A 17,939-nucleotide genomic window follows, 5' to 3' on the forward strand; every position below is an offset into this window, starting at 1 on the left:
CAGGACACGACGACCATGCACGCTAGCGACGACATGAGCCCGCAGGAACGGGACACCCGCATCCAACTGGCCGCCTGCTACCGGTTGGTGTCGCACTTCGGAATGAGCGACCTGATCTACAACCATATCACCGCGCGCATCCCCGGCACGGACGATCACCTGCTGATCAACCCCTACGGCATGATGTATGACGAAATCACCGCGTCCAGCCTGGTCAAGATCGATCTGGCCGGCAATATCCTCGGCCCGTCGTCCACCGGTTACGGCATCAATGCGGCCGGCTATGTGATCCATAGCGCGGTGCACGGCGCCCGTCACGACGTCGGGTGCGTGATCCACACGCACACCCGCGCGGGCATGGCGGTATCGGCCCTGAAGTGCGGGCTGCTGCCGCTGACCCAGACCGCCATGCGCTTTGCCAAGATTCCGTATCACGACTACGAAAGCGTGGCGATCGACCTGGACGAGCGCGAACGGCTGGTGGCGGACCTGGGCGCGTCCGAGGCGATGATCCTGCGCAACCACGGCCTGCTGGCCGTCGGGCCCAGCATCGCCCAGGCGTTCAATACCCTGTACTGGCTGGAAATGGCGTGCAAGGCGCAGGTGGACGCGCTTAGCGCCAACCGGGAACTCTGCCTGCCGCCGCCGGAGGTCATCGAAAAGACCTGGCACCTGTACCAGCCGACAACGCGCCGCCCCTTCGGCGAACTGGAATGGCCCGCCATGCTCCGCCTGATGGACCGCAAGGACTCCGGCTACAAGGACTGACCGGGATCCCCGCCGCGCGGGCCTAATCGCCGCGCGGCAGCAAGTCCGCGCCCGCCGCATGGCCGGCGCCTGCCGGCAGGATGGCCGCCAGGCTGGTCCGCACTTCCAGGAAATACGGACGCTCCGACGCCAGGCCGCGCGCAATCGCGGCATCCAGCTGGTCTTCGCGGGTCAGGTACTCGGCCTGCATGCCGAAGGCGCGCGCCATCATCGTGAAGTCGGGGCTGGACAGGTTCGTGCCCACATAGCGCCCCGGATATGTCCGCGCCTGGTGCAGGCGGATCGACCCGTAGCAATTGTTGTTCGACACGATGAACAGAATGGGCAGCCCGCGTTCGGCGGCGGCGGCCATTTCATTGCCCGTCATCATGAAGCCGCCATCGCCCACCAGGCACACCACCTTGCGGTCGGGGTGACGCAGCTGCGTCGCGACCGCGGCCGGGGTGCCGTAGCCCATGGCGCCGGATTGCGACGCCATCAAGCGTTGCGGGTACACGAAGGGAAAGTGCCGGTACACGGGCGCGGCGAAGGTGCCCGCGTCCAGGCAGATCGCCACGTCGTTGGGTGTCCGCTGCGTCAGGGCGCGCACCACCGACACGAAGGGCACGCCGTCGTCGACGGCCTTCTCCGGCCACGCGGCGGTGCGCTGCTGGATGGCACGCAGCGACGCCGCCCAATCGTCCCGCGCCAGGCCGCGCCCGGTCGCCGGCAGATTGGCCAAGGCATGGGCGGTCGCCGCCGGGTCCGCCACCAGGCCGACATCCGCCGCGAAATGCTGGTTCACGATGTGCGGGTCGGGATAACAGTGAACCAGCGCCTGCGCCGGCTTGGGATGGGCCGGGAACACGTAGCCCTGGGTCGTGATGTCGCCCAGGCGCGTGCCCAGGGCCAGGATCAAATCGCTGGAATTGAAGGCCGCGACCTGCGCGGCGGGCGTCGCCAGGTCCAGGTCCCCAGCGTACAGCGCATGCGTGTTGGGAAAGAGGTCGTGCTGCCGGAACGACACCGCCACCGGAACCGTATGCCGCTCGGCCAGCCGGCGCAGCGCCTCGCGCCCATCGGGCCGGTTGAACGCGCCGCCCGCGATGATCAAGGGCCGGCGCGCTTGCGCCAGCAATCCGTGGATGCGCTCCAGCGTGGCGGGCGCGGGCTGCGCGGGGCTCTCCGCCGCCGCCACCCAGCCCGGCTGCGGCACCGCGGCCTGCTGTACGTCTTCAGGCACCACCATCACCACCGGGCCCGGCGTGCCGGACGTTGCCACGCGGATGGCCTTGAAGGCCGCCGCCGCCAGTTCCTCGGGCGTCGACACCTCGACCACCCACTTGGCCATCGAGCCAAACATCTTCTGGTAATCGATCTCCTGGAAGGCTTCCTTGCGCACGTCCCGCTTCGGCACCTGCCCGATCAGCAGGATCATCGGCACCGCGTCCTGCTGCGCCGCGTGCACGCCGATCGACGCGTTGGTCGCGCCGGGCCCGCGCGACACCATCGCCACGCCAGGGCGTCCGGTCAGCCTTGCATCCGCGCCCGCCATGAAGGCCGCGCCGCTCTCATGGCGGCAGGTCACCACATCAATCTCCGGAAAGTCATGCAAGGCGTCCAGCACCCCCAGATAGCTTTCACCCGGCACCACGAAAACGCGGTCGATGCCATTGGCGGCGAACACCTTCAGCAAGGCGTGAGAGGACGTGTTCGATTCGGCGGTTACGGTCATGGGCGGCGTCAGGATTCAGGGTTGAGTCCCGGAAATTCTAGATTGGCAAGCCGGGGCCGACTAGGCATACTCTGGCAATCAGATATACAAGAAACGCACACTAGAGACAGCGGCGCGCCCCCGCGCGCAGACCCGGGATGGACCTACGCAAGATCGAAAACCTGATCCACGTCGCCGATCAGGGCAGCTTTTCAAAAGCGGCCTCCGTGCTGGGCATCGCCCAGTCGGCGCTGGGCCGGCAAGTCCGGAAGCTGGAAGACGAATGCGGCTGCGCCCTGCTCTACCGCAATGGCCGCGGCGTATCGCTGACGCCCGACGGGGAAAAGCTGCTGGACCGGCTGCGCCCGCTCTTGCGGCAGATGGATCACGTGGTCACCGAATTTCACAATGACCAGAAATCGCCGTCCGGCCAGGTCACGCTGGGACTCACGCCCACGCTGTGCCATATGGTGGGCACGCGGCTGGTAGCCGAAGTCTGGAAGCGGCACCCGCGCATCCAGCTGAACATCATTACGGGCTACAGCGGCTACGTGCACGAATGGCTGACCAATGCCCGTGTCGACATCGCCGTGCTGCACGACGCGCGGCGTTCGCAGCACATCGCGGTAGACCCGCTTGCCGAACTGGACCTGGCCCTGGTGTCGCCGCCGCAGAACCTGTCGCCCGCGGCGCGGGCGATGGGCTGCATCGACTTCGAACAGCTACGCGACCTGCCCCTGGTGCTGCCGACCCGCAACCACGGCCTGCGCCGCACGCTGGAGCACGCCGCCACCCAGGCGGACATGCCGCTTACCGTGGCCTTTGAAATCGACGCGCTGGAGCTGATGAAGGAAATCGTGGTCGAGGGCCTGGCCCACACCGTGCTGGGGCTGCCCGCTGTCATCAAGGAAGTCGCCGCCGGCCAGTTGATTGCCCGCCGCATCATGCACCCTGGCCTGTCCACCCGCCTGATGCTCGCCACGGCCTCCAGCCGCCCGATGACGCAGGCCGTGAAGCTCGTGCAGGGAATACTGCGCGAGGTGCTGGGGCAGTTGACGGCGGCCGCGCCCTATTGCGGCGGGATGCGCATGGTGGACGCGCCCTTGACCACCCGGTGCACGAACTGAAGCTTGCCGACGACCTCCGTCGGCAGCACGAAAGGATAGAAATCCCGCTGTCCCATGCTGCGCGACAGCTCGTTCAACACGCCTGTCAGCGCGACCCAGGCGTTGACCAGATCCAGGAAAGCCTGGCCGTCGGGGTCCTGCGGGTCGTATAACGACGCCGTGGTGAACGGTTCGTAGGACTGCTCGACCGACATCCGCGTGACGCCGAAGCTGATGGCCGTATCCAGCGTATCCATCATGTGCAGATAGTGCGCCCAGGTCTCGGCCCAGTCTTCCCAGGGGTGGCACGAGGCATAGGTGCTGATGAAGTGCAGGTCCCAGTCCGCGGGCGGGCCCTGTTCGTAGTTGCGCTGCAGGGCCTGCGCGTAATCGGCCTGTTCGTCGCCGAATACCTGGCGAAACGGCTCAAGCCACGGGCCGCCCGCGATCAGCTGGTCCCAGTAATAGTGGCCGATCTCATGGCGGAAATGGCCCAGCAGGGTTCGGTACGGCTCCCGCATGTCTTCGCGCACCTTCACCCGGTAGGCGTCGTCGGCCTCCAGGACGTTGATGGTGATCAGCCCTTGCGCATGTCCGGTCAGCAGCGGCGCGCCATCGGCGCCGGGCGCCAGCAGGTCGAACGCCAGGCCGCCGTCGTCGGGCTCCTCGGAACGCCGGATCGGCAGGCCCAGCGTCATCAGTTGTGCGATCATCTGGCGCTTGGCGGCTTCCACCTTGAACCACAGCGGGCCGTTTTCCAGCACGGACAGGTCGGGAATGGTGCGGTTCAGGTTGCAGGCGGTGCACAGCGTCTCGGGTGAATGCGCCGGCAGCAGCCAATTGCACAAGGCCGGCAGGGTGAAATTCGCGCAGCGCTTGTAAGTCTTGCCGCGCGCCCTGCCCGATTCCCGCCACGTGCCGGGCGTGGCGCCTTCGTCCAGCGCCAGCACGTGGCCGCGCTTGGGGTCGAAGCCCAGTTGCCGGTGGCAGTTCAGGCATTCGGTGTTGGAAAAGAATATCGGCTGGCCGCACACGCATTGAAACGCCTTCGCGCGGGCATGCCGCACGCGCTGGCGTTTCGGGGCGCGCAGCTGGCGGTTGATCGCGTCGAAGAAATAGCTCATGCATCCGTCCCGGTGGGAAATTCATCGATAGGCGCGACCGTCACGCGCACATCCAGTTCGTGGCCGCCGCCGCGGATCACGCCGCGCAAGGGCGTGACGTCGCCATAGTCGCGGCCATAGGCCAGGATAACGTGCGCCGTGCCCGGCACCACGTCATTGGTGGGGTCCAGATCCACCCATCCCGCGTTGCCCGGCACCCCGGCGCAATGCACCGAAACCCACGCGTGCGAGGCGTCCGCGCCGATCAACCTCGGCTTTCCCGGCGGCGGTTGCGACATCAGGTAACCGCTGACGTACCGGGCCGGCAGGCCGATCGCACGCAGGCAGCCGATCATCACATGCGCGAAGTCCTGGCACACCCCGATGCGCTCCTGGAACGCCTGCAGGATGGGCGTGGACACTTGCGTATGCGCCGGCCGGTAGCTGAAGTCTGCGTGAATGCGGTGCATCAGGTCCAGCGCGGCCTCGGCCACCGGGCGCCCCGGGGTGAACGACAGCAAGGCGTATTCCCGAAGCTCCGGGTGCAGCGGCACGTAGGTCGACGGGAAGGTGAATTCGACCTCGGGCGCGAACGGCACGGCCGGGTCATAGCGCAAACGTTGCGCCGCCGCCTCCCAAGCCAGCCCCGCCGCGGGGTCCAGGGCCTCGAACCGGGCACGGACGGTGACGCGGCTGGTCGCCCGCACCGTCAGCGATTCATGGGGCGCCACCAGCGCGAAGGTGCAGCGCGTGTTGCCGAATCCGTCCTGGGTTTCGCTGATGTCGGACGGCGCGGGCGTGATGTTCAGTGCGTAGTCTTCCACCACCTGCCACGCGTCGCTCACCGGACGCAGGTAGCCCAGGTGGTGCGCCAGTTCCACCGGCGAGTCATAGCGGTAGGCGGTTTCGTGGTCCACCCCCAAGGTCACGCCTGTGGCACAGGCGGCGGTGTCGACCGGGGTATCGGCGGGAACGGGCGTGGGCAAGTTCATGGCGGCGGCGGGTCGGCTAGGTGGCGGCCATCAGGCCGACAGCGTCTGGTCGTAGCCGGCCGCATGGCTGAAATAGCGGCGGCTGATCTCGTTGGAAAGCGCGCTGGCGGCGGCCTCCAGCTGTTCGCACAGCGCCAGCACGCCCGCGTACAAGCCCTGCGTCTGCTGGCACAGCGCGGTCAGCGCCACCCCGGGGCCTTCGGCGGGCAGCAGCCCCAGCAAGTCGGTCGCCGGGCCAGCCACCGTGGCGGGCAGGCGCGCCACCTCTTTGCGCAACACGCTCAGCACGCAGGCGATCGAACGCGGGTTGGCGGGTTCCTGCACCAGCAGGTTCAGCAGCGCAGGCACTTCCTGGCGGCCGGGGTAATAGGCGCGGTAGGTGATCTTGCTGTCGAACAGGTCCAGCAGGATATTGAACCCGCTGTCGCCCAGCACCGCATTGCGGCGAAACAGTTCGCCCAGCAGCCCGGCCATGGCCGACAAGCGTTCGATCTGCCGGCCGATCGTCAGCAGCCGCCAGCCGTCGTCGCGCGTCATGCGGTCGGTCTGCGAACCCGTGATGGCCGACAGCTGCATGCCCAGGTTCTTCAGCGCCCGCAGCACGTCCGGCGCCGTTGCCGGCGTCTCGGCATCGCGGTCCTTGCCGCCGGCGGCCATGCGGCGGAAGAGTTCGTTGGCGGTGACGACCAGCCGCCAATGGTCGGGCGACAGGCGGTCCCGGATCTGCCCGGCCGCATACGCCAGCGCGCCCAGGTTGCGCGAGACACCGCCCTGGGCGTCTTCGCCCGCCAGTTCCGCGAGCAGCGTAGATTCGAACATGCGCACCGACAAGGTCGGCGCGGCCGGCGCAAGGCCGCTGCGCCGGCACAGGGCCGCGACGGCGGCGAACAGTTGTCCCGCGTTGTCCTCGTCGCTGTTGAGCCACGTCAGCGCCACGTTGGCCAAGCGCACGTCGTTTTCCGCGCGTTCGGTATAGCGGCCCATCCAGAACAGGTTCTCGGCAGCGCGGCTGGATACCGGGCGATGGGCGGGCACGATGTCTTCGGGGCGCAGTTGCGCGGGCAACATCGAAAACGTGTCGACCGCGCCGCGCGTCGTCACCCAGGTGTCCATGCTGCTGCCCCCGCGCTGCATGGACACGATCTGCTGCTCGCGGCTGGCGATGCGCGTCAGCCCGCCGGGCAGCACGTTCCAGCCGCCTTCGCCGTCGGCGATGACGAATACGCGCAGCATCGCGGCGCGCGGCACGATATGCCCGGCGCTCCAGCTGGGCGCCTGCGACAGCGGCAGGTATTCCTGGATGGTGTAGGCGTCGGGGTTGGCGGCGATGCGTGCCTGCAGCGCATCGCGCTCGGACGGTGGCACCGCGCCGCCGATCACCGGTTCGAAGCCGCCGCGCAGGTTGCTGGGATAGGTGGACTTGACCACCGCCCCCGGCAGGTTGGCCAGCACCTGCTCGCGCGCCGCGGCCTCGCCGCACCACCAGGACGGCAGCGACGGCAGCAGCAGGTCCGCCTGCAGCAGGCGGCGGCTGATGGCCGGCAAGAAACCGTTGATGGCGGGCGACTCCAGAAAGCTCGTGCCCAGGGAATTGGCCACCAGCACGTTGCCGGCCCGCATGACCTGCAGCAGCCCCGGGACGCCCAGCGTGGAATCCGAACGCAGCTCCAGCGGGTCGCAAAAATCGTCGTCCAGCCGGCGCAGCACGGCGTGCACGCGTTCCAGCCCGTGCAGCGTCTTCAGGTACAGCAGCTTGTCGCGCACGACCAGATCGCTGCCTTCCACCAGGGTCACCCCCAGATAGCGCGCCAGATAGGTCTGTTCGAAGTAGGTTTCGTTATAGGGCCCGGGCGTCAGCAACACGATGCGCGGCGGCGTATGCGCCGACAGCCCGCCGGGGCTGAGCTTGTACAGCATCTCCATCAACCGGCGGTAGCTGGTGGCCAGGTGCTGCACCCGCAGCTCCTTGAACGCTTCGGGAAACATGCCCGAGATCGTCAGGCGGTTCTCCAGCAGGTAGCCCAGGCCGGAGGGCGCCTGGGTGCGCTGCGACACGACCCACCAGCCCCCGTCGCTGGCGCGCGCCAGGTCGAAGGCGGCGATGTGCAGAAAGGTATCGCCCGGCGGCGCATAGCCGCGCAGCGGACGCAGATAACCCGGGTGGCCCAGCACCAGCGCGGGCGGAATCAGCCGATCGGCCAGCAGCGTCTGCGGCCCGTAGACGTCAGCCAGCAACCGGTTCAGCAAGGTGGCGCGCTGGCACACGCCCTGCTCGATCGCCGCCCAGTCGGTGTCGTTGATGACAAAGGGCAGCAAGTCCAGCGACCACGGGCGCGCCGAGCCGTTGGCCTCGGCGTAGATGTTGTAGGTGATGCCGTTTTCGCGGATCTGGCGGGCCACCACGTCCACGCGCCGGTCCAGGTCGGCAAAGCCGCCGGTGCCCAGAAGTTCAAAAAAACGGGGCCAGGGTTCGCGCAACCGGGTGGCGCCCGACGCGTCGGCGGTGTCGCGCAGCTCGTCATAGTGCCCGGGACGTGCGGGCAACGCCGCATGAACCGCCAGGGACGCGACATCCTGCGACGGATCCGTCTGAAAAAGAAATTGCGGCATAGCGGCTTTATCGCCGGCGGGTGCGCCGGGGTTCAACATGCGGTAAGGCTCAATCGTGCCTCAAATCCAACGAGAACGGAAATTCCCGGCTGACGACAGCGGGCGCGACGTCCATGCGCCCCGGCGTGTGTCCGGTCTTCTCGAAGCGCGCCAGGCGCCGGCTTTCGGCCTCGTAGGAGTTGACCGGGAACGACTCCGGATTCAGCCCGCCCGGATGCGCCACGTGGTATTTGCAGCCGCCCAGCGAACGTTGGTTCCAGGTGTCCACGATATCCACCGTCAGCGGCACATGCACGGCAATCGTGGGATGCAGCGCCGACGGCGGCGCCCACGCCTTGTAACGGACGCCCGCCACGTACTCTCCAACACGGCCGGTGGGCTGCAAGGGCAGCGCGCGGCCGTTCACCGTCACAACATAGCGGTTGTCGTTCAAGCCCGATACCCGGATTTCCACCCGCTCCAAGGACGAATCCACGTAGCGGACCGTCCCGGCGGACGAGCCCTCTTCGCCCATGACGTGCCAGGGTTCCAGCGCGCCGCGCAATTCCAGGTGGATGCCGCGCGCCGCCACGTCGCCGAACAGCGGAAAACGGAACTCGAAATGCGGGTCGAACCAGGCCGAGTCGAAGCCGTAGCCCGCCTCGTTCAGGTCGGCCAGCACGTCCTCGAAATCCATCTTCACGAAGGTAGGCAACAGGAATCGGTCATGCAGTTCGGTGCCCCAGCGCGTCAGGCGCGCCGTATAGGGCGTCTTCCAGAAGTGCGCGATCAGGCCGCGCAGCAGCAGTTGCTGCGCCAGGCTCATGCGCGCATGCGGCGGCATTTCAAAGGCGCGCAGCTCCAGCAGCCCCAACCGCCCCGTGGGGCCGTCGGGCGAATAGAGCTTGTCGATGCAGAATTCCGACCGGTGGGTATTGCCGGTCACGTCCACCAGGATGTTGCGCAAGGCCCGGTCGATCATCCAGGGCGGCACGGAATCGCCCTGCTGGGCGACGCGCCGATGAATTTCCTGAAATGCCAGCTCCAGCTCGTACACCTGGTCGTTGCGGGCCTCGTCGATGCGCGGCGCCTGGCTCGTCGGCCCGATGAACAGGCCGGAAAACAGGTAGGACAGCGAGGGGTGGTTCACCCAGTACGCCAGCAGGCTGGCCAGCACATCGGGGCGGCGCAGGAACGGGCTGTCCGCCGGCGTGGCGCCGCCCAGCACGAAGTGGTTGCCGCCACCCGTGCCGGTATGGCGGCCGTCGGCCATGAACTTTTCGGTGGACAGCCGGGTCTCGAATGCCGCCTCATAGAGGAATTCGGTGTGGTCGACCAGTTCGGCCCAATTGCTGGCCGGATGGATGTTGACCTCGATGACGCCCGGGTCGGGCGTCACCTGCAGCACCTTCAATCGCGGATCGCGCGGCGGCGGATAGCCTTCCATCACGATCCTGGTTTTCAGGTCGCGCGCCGTGGCCTCGACCTGGGCAACCAGCGCCAGGTAGTCTTCCAGGCGCGGCAAGGGCGGCATGAACACGTACAGGACGCCGTTGCGCACCTCCACGCACATCGCGGTGCGCGTGAGCCAGGCCGCGGATTCGAACTTGGCCGGCTGCCGCGCCTCGGGCACGCCCACGCCCGGTCCGCCGCGCCCCGCGCCGTTCACGACGGGCGCTTCGCCGTTGCGCGAACCGAGCGGACCGCCCGGCTCCTGGCGCGCCGTGGCGCGCACGTTCTGCGTCAGCAACTGGGCGGGCCCGGGCAGCGACCGCCGCGCATCAAACGGGTCGCGCTCGACCGCCACGGGCGCGTCGGCCTCGTCCACCCAGGGCAGCGAATCCAGGGGCAGGCGGTATCCCATTGGGGAATCGCCTGGGAACAGGTACATGCGCTCGTCCCGCAGGAACCAGGGGCCGGACACCCACGAACCGTCCTCGCCCGCCTGGATCGGCAAGGCGTATCCCACCACGCTGTCCAGCTTCTGCTCGAATACGCGGCGCAGGCGTGCGCGCTCCATCTCGTCTTCCAGCCGCGAATCGAAGGGATCCACGTTCGCGGGCAGGCGGCGTTCGCGCCACAGGTAATAGAACACGTCCTCGTAACCGGGCACGACGGTCTGCCCGCCGACGCCCAGCCGCTCGCACAGCCGCGCCATGAAACGCCGGGCATCCGCCACCGTGTAGGCGCTACGCTGGCGCTCGTCGGCGAATAGCGCCGGGTCTTCCCAGCAAGGCTGCCCATCCGTGCGCCAATAGATCGACAGCGCCCAGCGCGGCAACTGCTCGCCCGGATACCACTTGCCCTGCCCGAAATGCAGGAAGCCGTTGCCGCCGTAGCGCGTGCGCAGCCGGTTCAGCAGTTCCAGCGCATAGCCGCGCTTGGTGGGCCCCAGTGCGGCAGTGTTCCACTCGGCGCCCTCGCGGTCCGACACGGACACGAAGGTGGGCTCGCCGCCCATCGTCAGGCGCACGTCCATGTGGTCCAGATGGTCGTCGATCTTGTCGCCCAGGTCGCGGATGGCGTGCCATTGCGCGTCGGTATAGGGCTTGGTCACGCGCGGCGACTCGAACACCCGCGTGACTTCCATGGTGTGCGTGAATTCAACCTCGGCCTCGTCGACCGCGCCCGTCACCGGCGCGGCGCTGCCCGGCTCGGGCGTCGCCGCCAGCGGGATGTGGCCTTCGCCCGCCAGCAGGCCCGAGGTCGGGTCCAGCCCGATCCAGCCCGCCCCCGGCAGATAGACCTCGCACCACGCATGCAGGTCGGTAAAGTCCGATTGGGCGCCGCTGGGGCCGTCCAGCGCCCGCACGTCCGGCTTCAGCTGGATCAGGTAGCCCGACACGAAGCGCGCCGCCAGCCCCAGATGGCGCAGCGCCTGCACCAGCAGCCAGCCCGAATCGCGGCACGACCCGGCATTGCGCGCCAGCGTCTCTTCGGGCGTCTGCACCCCCGGCTCCATGCGGATCAGGTAGTTGATTTCCTGATGGATCTGCTGGTTCAACCCCACCAGGAAATCCACGGTGCGCTGCGGCCGCACGTCCACGCGCGTCAGAAACTCGGCAAAGCGCGGCGTGGCCTGGCCGCACACCAGGTACGGCGCCAGTTCGCGGGCCAGGCCGTCGTCGTAGGTGAAGGGGAAGGTCTCGGCGTCCGGCTCCAGGAAGAAGTCGAACGGGTTGTAGACCGCCATTTCGGCAACCAGGTCCACGGTGATCTTGAATTCTCGGGTCTTGCCCGGGAAATTCAGCCGCGCCAGGTAGTTGGCAAAAGGATCCTGCTGCCAGTTGATGAAGTGCTCGGCTGGCTCGATGGTCAGCGAATACGACAGGATGGGGGTCCGGCTGTGAGGCGCAGGCCGCAGGCGCAGCACTTGCGCCGAGAGCCCGACAAGACGGTCATATTTGTATTGCGTAACGTGCTTGAGTGCTACGTGGATCGTCACTGCCTTCTCCGGGTCGACTGGGGGCTGCCGCAAAGGCAGCCAAAGCACTGCAAGGGGAACACGTGGGGGTTTCAGTGGCTGGTCTGCACCTGTACCGATACATCCATTGAGAGCGCGGCGGCGGCGCCGTGCAACCAGCGCACGGGCGAAGCCGATTCATAATCGCGCGCCACCGCCAGCCGGCAATGGCCGTCCGAAGCGAAGCAGGCGTGGCTGACATCCACGCTGACCCAGCCGTGCCGGGCCAGCCAGACGTCCGCCCAGCCATGGTTGGCGGCCTCGTCGCCCGCCACATGCCAATAGCCGCTGACGTAGCGGGCCGGCGTGCCGAAGGCGCGCACGCAAGCCAGCAGAAGATGGGTGTGGTCCTGGCTGCCGCCCCGCCCTGCCGCCAGCACCTGCGCCGCCATCATCGGCGCATCGTTCAAACCCGGCGTGTACGCCACCCGTTCGCGGATGGCGGCGCTTAGCCTCAACACGTCCTCGGGCGTATGCATGCCGCGGGGCGCCACGTAGCGGCAAAAGTCGCGGATGGTGTCGTCGCACTGGGTCAGCGCGGTGGGCACGCCGTAGATGTAGACCGGCAGGCGTTCGTCCTCGTCGCCCACATGGCCCTGGGCCAGCGGATGGATGTCCACCTGCCCCACGGCGTGGATCTCGATTTCGCTGTGGGTGCGGTGCAAGGTCAGCGTGTGGATGACGTTGCCGTAGGCATCCACCTGCGGCTGGATCTCGCCGGGCGTCTGGATCTGCCACCGCAGCGCATGCTGGTGGTCGTCGCGCCGGGGCGTCAGGCGCAGTGTCTGGATGCTGTAGTTCACCGGGGCGGCATAGCGGTAGCGGGTCACGTGCTTGATGAGATGCTTCATGAAGGTCTCCAAGGGTCACGCTGGCAACGTCGGGGCCGTCCGCCCCCTGGCCCGGCAGGCACGACGATTGATAGTAGCAATGGTTCGTTGAAATAATTAAGCAACTTGCATGCCAAGTTGCCGGGCACAGGGGCCTGTCGACAATCGCCCGTCGTTTGCGCGTGCCTGCGGCGCGGGCTACCCCCGGAATGTGGCCCCGAATGCCCCTGAAACGCCCCGGGCATGCCCATTTAGCGGCACTTGGCACCAGACCGGTGCGCGGGCTGCCCCTTATCGGACTCCGCCGTGCCGGGATGGCGCCCGCCGCCTGCCGCGCAGTTTTTACAACCCATTGCAAAATTGTTCCGCAAGCGACCAGGGGCATCCGGCGCATGACAGCCCGCAAGCGCAATCACAATCTTCAAACCGGCGGACAATCGTTCAATACGCGTTGCGGGCCGGGTGGCACATTGCAGGGAATTCCCCGCAGGCATCCCAAGGAGACCTCCATGCCCGTCACCGCCACCCCAACCCCCGGCGCCAAGTTGCTGTCCCCCAAGGACCACACGCTCATCATGATCGACTTCCAGTCGCAGATGGCGTTCGCCACGCATTCCATCGACGCGGTCACACTGCGCAACAACGCCGGTCTGGTCGCGCATGCCGCCGCCGGCTTCGGCGCGTCCGCCATCTTGACGACCGTTGCCGAAAAGAGCTTCTCGGGCCCGATGTTCGACGAAGTGGTCGCGCCGTTTCCCGGCCAGGAGCTGCTGGACCGCACGTCCATGAACACCTGGGAAGACGCGGCCGTGATCAAGCAGGTGAACCAGATCGGCAAGACACGCATCGTGCTGGCCGGCCTGTGGACCAGCGTCTGCATCGTCGGCCCGGCCCTGTCGGCGCTGGACCAGGGCTTCGAGGTCTATGTCATCACCGACGCCTGCGGCGACGTGTCGGTGGAAGCGCATAACCGCGCCATCGAGCGTATCGTGCAAGCAGGCGGCCAGCCGATCACCGCGCTGCAGTATCTGCTGGAAATGCAGCGCGACTGGGCGCGCACGGACACCTATGAGATGACGACCGGCATCGCCAAGAAGTTCGGCGGCGCCTACGGCCTTGGCATCATCTACGCCAAGTCCATGTTCAACGCCCACGAAAGCTGACCGGAGCGCGCCGATGAAGGTCTACCTGGTATCGCTGGGACTCGGCCTGCTGGTCGGGGTCATCTACGCGCTGTTCAACGTGCGGTCACCGGCCCCGCCGGTCATTGCGCTGGTAGGCCTGCTCGGCATTCTGGCGGGGGAACAGATCCCCCCGCTGATCAAGCGCCTCATGGCCGACGACGCCACCCGCACGTCCTGGCTCCAGCAGCAGGTCAAGCCGCATATGTTCGGCCAATTGCCCAGTTGCCCGAAGCCGCCCGCCCAATCCCCCCCCGACACCTGTGGAGACAAGCGCAATGGCTGACACTCCGACCTCGGCGCGCGACGGCGCGCCCGACCTGATCTTGCATCAGGGCCGCTTCACCACGCTGGACCCGGCTCGCCCCACTGCCGACGCGGTCGCCATCAAGGACGGCCGCTTCACGCGCGTCGGCACGGCCGCCGACATCCTGCCGCTGGCCGGACCCGGCACGAAGGTCATCGGCCTGAACGGCCGCAGCGCGTTGCCCGGGCTGATCGACAACCACCTGCACATCATCCGCGGCGGCTTGAACTACAACGTGGAACTGCGCTGGGATGGCGTGGCCAGCCTGGCGGACGCCATGGCCATGCTGCGCCGGCAGGTCGCCATCACCCCCGCGCCGCAATGGGTGCGGGTGGTGGGCGGCTTCACCGAGCATCAATTCACCGAAAAGCGCCTGCCCACCATCGAAGAACTGAATGCCGCGGCGCCCGACACGCCGGTGTTCATCCTGCACCTGTACGACCGCGCGTTGCTGAACGCCGCCGCCCTGCGGGCCGTGGGCTACGACAAGACCACGCCCGCGCCCCCGGGCGGCGAGATCGTGCGCGACGCGGGCGGCAATCCCACGGGGCTGCTGCTGGCCAAGCCCAATGCGTCGATCCTTTACGCCACGCTGGCCAAGGGGCCGAAGCTGCCCTTCGAATACCAGTTGAATTCCACGCGGCATTTCATGCGCGAACTCAACCGGCTGGGCGTCACCGGCGCCATCGACGCTGGCGGCGGCTTCCAGAACTACCCCGAAGACTACCAAGTGATCCAGCAACTGGCCGACGCCGGCCAGTTGACGATCCGCCTGGCCTACAACCTGTTCACGCAAAAGCCCAAGCAGGAAAAGGAAGACTTCCTGAAGTGGACCGCCACCTCGCAATACAAGCAAGGCACGGACTACTTCCGCCACAACGGCGCCGGTGAAATGCTGGTGTTCTCGGCGGCCGACTTCGAAGACTTCCGGCAGCCGCGCCCGGAAATGGGCCCGGAGATGGAAGGCGAGCTTGAGGAAGTGGTGCGCATCCTGGCGCAAAACCGCTGGCCCTGGCGCCTGCACGCCACCTATGACGAAACCATCTCGCGCGCGCTGGATGTCTTCGAACGCGTCAACCAGGACGTGCCGCTGGCCGGCCTGAACTGGTTCTTCGATCACGCCGAAACCATCTCCGAGCGATCCATCGACCGCATCGCTGCGTTGGGCGGCGGCGTGGCCGTGCAGCACCGCATGGCCTACCAGGGCGAATACTTCGTCGAACGCTACGGCGCCGGCGCGGCCGAAGCCACGCCGCCCGTCAAGCGCATGCTGGAGCGAGGCGTCAACGTGTCCGCCGGCACCGACGCCACCCGCGTGGCGTCCTATAACCCCTGGGTATCGCTGTCCTGGCTGATCACGGGCAAGACCGTGGGCGGGCTGCGGCTGACGCCGCAGCGCAACTGCCTGGACCGCGACACCGCGCTGCGCATGTGGACCGAGAACGTCACGTGGTTCTCGAACGAACAGGGCAAGAAAGGCCGCATCGCCGAAGGCCGGTTGGCCGACCTGGTCGTACCCGACCGCGACTTCTTCGCCTGCCCCGAATCGGACATCGCCGACACCAGCAGCCTGCTGACGGTGGTGGGCGGCAAGGTAGTGTGGGGCGCCGGCGAGTTCGCCGCGCACGACGAAGCCGCCCCGCCGCCCGCCATGCCGGACTGGTCGCCCACTCGCCTTTTCGGCGGGTACGGCGCCTGGGGCGATAGCGAAGGCAAGCCCTTGCAGGCGACGCTGCGCGAGGCAGCCGCCGCCTGCGCGTGCGCGAACAGCTGCAATGTCCATGGCCACCAGCACGCGGGCGCCTGGGCCAGCACGCTGCCCGTCTCGGACCTGAAGGGCTTCTGGGGCGCGCTGGGCTGCGCGTGCTGGGCCGTATGACGATGCCGGCGGTATTCACGTCGCCGGCCGTGCGCTGGCTTGCCCTGTTGGCGCTTTGCGGCGCGTACGTGCAAGGCGGGCTGGTGAAGCTGATGGATTTCAACGGCGCGCAGGCTGAAATGGCGCATTTCGGCCTGCATCCCGCCCATCTGGCGGCCGCTGCCGTTATTCTGCTGGAACTGGGCGCCAGCGCGTTGGTCCTGACCGGCCGGTTGCGCTGGCTGGGTGCCCTGGCGCTGGCCGGCTTCACCACCGCGGCGGCGCTGATGGCCAACCGGTACTGGGAAGCGCCTGCGGACGCGCGTTTCATGACCATGAACGCCTTCTACGAGCACATCGGACTGGCTGGGGCATGGGTCCTGGTCGCTTGGCATGACCTGACGGAGCGCACGCATGGCCGGCGTTGACCGCAATACCCCCTCTCCCGCCGCCATCAGCGGCATGGCCCCGCTCAAGCACACGCTGTTCGCCGTGCTGTGGGGCGCCACCATCCTGGGCAATATCGGCAGCTTCATGCGCGATGTTGCCAGCGCCTGGCTCGTCACGGACTTGTCGTCGAACCCCGCCGCCGTCGCCATGATGCAGACTGCCGCCACCTTGCCGGTTTTCCTGCTGGCCATCCCCGCCGGCGTGCTATCTGACATCCTGGACCGGCGCCGTTTCCTCATCATCATCCAGGTACTGCTGGCCTGCGTCAGCTTCACCCTGCTGATGATGGCCAAGACCAATACGCTGACCGTCGAATACCTGATCGCGCTGACCTTCCTGGGCGGCGTGGGCACGGCGTTGATGGGACCGACGTGGCAAGCCATCGTGCCCGAACTCGTGCCCAAGGCCGAACTGAAGACCGCCGTCGGCCTGAACTCGCTAGGCATCAATATCGCGCGCGCCTTGGGACCTGCCGTGGGCGGCCTGCTGCTGGCGGCTTTCGGCGCGGCGGCGGCCTACGGCGCGGATGTGCTCAGCTACGTGTTCGTCATCGCCGCGCTGTTGTGGTGGAAACGGCCCAAGAAGGTGGACGACGGCCTGTCCGAACAGTTCTTTGGCGCCTTCCGCGCCGGCGTGCGCTTTGCGCGCGCCAGCCGCGACCTGCATGTGGTGCTGCTGCGCGCGGCGGTCTTCTTCATCTTCGCAAGCTCAGTGTGGGCGCTGCTGCCGCTGGTGGCACGCCGCATGCTGGGGGGCAGCGCGGGCTTCTACGGCATCTTGCTGGGCGCAGTCGGCGTGGGCGCGATCCTGGGCGCGGTGATATTGCCGATGCTGCGCCGGCGCCTGAACACCGACGGCCTGGTGCTGGCCGCGGCCGCCGTCGCCGCCATCGTCATGGCGGCGCTGTCCTTCGCGCCGCCGCAATGGGCGGCGGTCCTGCTGTTGCTGCTGTTGGGCGTGGGCTGGATCGTCGCCCTGACCACTTTCAACGGCGTGGCGCAATCCATTCTGCCCAATTGGGTGCGCGGCCGCGGACTGGCGATCTATCTGATGGTGTTCAACGGCGCCATGGCCGCCGGCAGCCTGGGCTGGGGCCTGCTGGCGCAGGAGATCGGCGTTCCCGCCACCTTGCTGGCCGGTGCCGCGGGCCTGCTCGTGGCCGGCCTGGTCCTGCACCGCATGCGCCTGCCCCAAGGCGAGGCCAATCTGGACCCGTCCAACCACTGGCCCGAACCGCTTCTGGATGCGCCCGTCGAACATGACCGCGGCCCGGTCATGGTGCAGATCGAATACCGCATCCGGGTGCAGGACCGCCCCGCCTTCCTGCAGGCGCTGCAAGCCGTGGCCGAAGAGCGCCGCCGCGACGGGGCCTACGCATGGGGCATCGCCGAGCACACCGGCGATCCGGAACGGGTGCAGGAATGGTTCCTGGTGGAGTCCTGGGCGGAACACCTGCGCCAGCATCAGCGCGTGTCGCAAGCCGACGCGGACCTGCAGGGCGAAGCCCAGCGTTTTCACATCGGACCGGATAAGCCCGTGGTGCATCACTTCCTGGCGCTGGACATACGACAGGCGAAACCCGGCCCGACGACCTGACGT

At 67.6% G+C, this 17,939-nt stretch carries 13 protein-coding genes; 7 read left to right on the forward strand and 6 right to left on the reverse strand.

Annotation, left to right across the window (positions count from 1 at the left end; genetic code table 11):
- The first annotated feature begins 15 nt into the window (after window positions 1-15).
- Window positions 16-768: a class II aldolase/adducin family protein gene (locus AC3WMU_RS07010; RefSeq protein WP_280026316.1), complete on the forward strand. Its 753-nt coding sequence runs from the start codon at window positions 16-18 to the stop codon at window positions 766-768.
- Window positions 769-790: 22 nt separating this feature from the next.
- Here AC3WMU_RS07010 and AC3WMU_RS07015 read toward each other — a convergent pair whose 3' ends face one another.
- Window positions 791-2,482, reverse strand: a complete 1,692-nt coding sequence (locus AC3WMU_RS07015) for a thiamine pyrophosphate-dependent enzyme (RefSeq protein ID WP_424626202.1) — start codon at window positions 2,480-2,482, stop codon at window positions 791-793.
- 137 nt (window positions 2,483-2,619) lie between these two features.
- On the opposite strand from AC3WMU_RS07015, the gene AC3WMU_RS07020 reads away from it, so the two are divergent.
- Window positions 2,620-3,588, forward strand: a complete 969-nt coding sequence (locus AC3WMU_RS07020; protein ID WP_006222981.1) for a LysR family transcriptional regulator — start codon at window positions 2,620-2,622, stop codon at window positions 3,586-3,588.
- Here the strand turns inward: AC3WMU_RS07020 and AC3WMU_RS07025 are convergent.
- The 5 genes from AC3WMU_RS07025 to AC3WMU_RS07045 form a co-directional block, all read right to left on the reverse strand.
- Window positions 3,531-4,691, reverse strand: coding sequence for a zinc-binding metallopeptidase family protein (locus tag AC3WMU_RS07025; protein WP_492282056.1), 1,161 nt, complete (start codon window positions 4,689-4,691; stop codon window positions 3,531-3,533). The genes AC3WMU_RS07020 and AC3WMU_RS07025 overlap by 58 nt on opposite strands.
- Window positions 4,688-5,662 carry a transglutaminase family protein gene (locus tag AC3WMU_RS07030; protein ID WP_006222984.1) on the reverse strand — a complete coding sequence of 325 codons (975 nt, stop codon included), beginning with the start codon at window positions 5,660-5,662 and terminating at the stop codon, window positions 4,688-4,690. Before AC3WMU_RS07030 ends, AC3WMU_RS07025 begins: the two co-directional genes overlap by 4 nt.
- Before the next feature lie 30 nt (window positions 5,663-5,692).
- On the reverse strand, window positions 5,693-8,272 hold the full coding sequence (locus AC3WMU_RS07035; RefSeq protein WP_492282057.1) for a circularly permuted type 2 ATP-grasp protein: 2,580 nt from the start codon (window positions 8,270-8,272) through the stop codon (window positions 5,693-5,695).
- Between the two features lie 49 nt (window positions 8,273-8,321).
- Window positions 8,322-11,696, reverse strand: coding sequence for a transglutaminase family protein (locus AC3WMU_RS07040; protein WP_492282058.1), 3,375 nt, complete (start codon window positions 11,694-11,696; stop codon window positions 8,322-8,324).
- Window positions 11,697-11,767: 71 nt separating this feature from the next.
- Window positions 11,768-12,565, reverse strand: coding sequence for a transglutaminase family protein (locus AC3WMU_RS07045; RefSeq protein WP_492282059.1), 798 nt, complete (start codon window positions 12,563-12,565; stop codon window positions 11,768-11,770).
- Between the two features lie 488 nt (window positions 12,566-13,053).
- Here AC3WMU_RS07045 and AC3WMU_RS07050 point away from each other — a divergent pair, with 488 nt between their 5' ends.
- The 5 genes from AC3WMU_RS07050 to AC3WMU_RS07070 are packed head-to-tail and all read left to right on the forward strand — an operon-like array spanning window position 13,054 to window position 17,936.
- The gene (locus AC3WMU_RS07050; RefSeq protein WP_492282060.1) at window positions 13,054-13,707 is read left to right on the forward strand and encodes a hydrolase; all 654 of its coding nucleotides are present in this window, start codon (window positions 13,054-13,056) and stop codon (window positions 13,705-13,707) included.
- Window positions 13,708-13,720: 13 nt separating this feature from the next.
- On the forward strand, window positions 13,721-14,011 hold the full coding sequence (locus AC3WMU_RS07055) for a XapX domain-containing protein (protein WP_492282061.1): 291 nt from the start codon (window positions 13,721-13,723) through the stop codon (window positions 14,009-14,011).
- Window positions 14,004-15,911: an amidohydrolase gene (locus AC3WMU_RS07060; protein ID WP_492282062.1), complete on the forward strand. Its 1,908-nt coding sequence runs from the start codon at window positions 14,004-14,006 to the stop codon at window positions 15,909-15,911. Before AC3WMU_RS07055 ends, AC3WMU_RS07060 begins: the two co-directional genes overlap by 8 nt.
- Window positions 15,908-16,318 carry a DoxX family protein gene (locus tag AC3WMU_RS07065; RefSeq protein WP_280026325.1) on the forward strand — a complete coding sequence of 137 codons (411 nt, stop codon included), beginning with the start codon at window positions 15,908-15,910 and terminating at the stop codon, window positions 16,316-16,318. The genes AC3WMU_RS07060 and AC3WMU_RS07065 overlap by 4 nt, the downstream gene beginning before the upstream one ends.
- The gene (locus AC3WMU_RS07070; protein WP_454676923.1) at window positions 16,305-17,936 is read left to right on the forward strand and encodes an MFS transporter; all 1,632 of its coding nucleotides are present in this window, start codon (window positions 16,305-16,307) and stop codon (window positions 17,934-17,936) included. Before AC3WMU_RS07065 ends, AC3WMU_RS07070 begins: the two co-directional genes overlap by 14 nt.
- The last annotated feature ends 3 nt before the right edge of the window (window positions 17,937-17,939 follow it).

The sequence above is a fragment of the Achromobacter sp. FW305-C-13 genome (assembly GCF_058783475.1).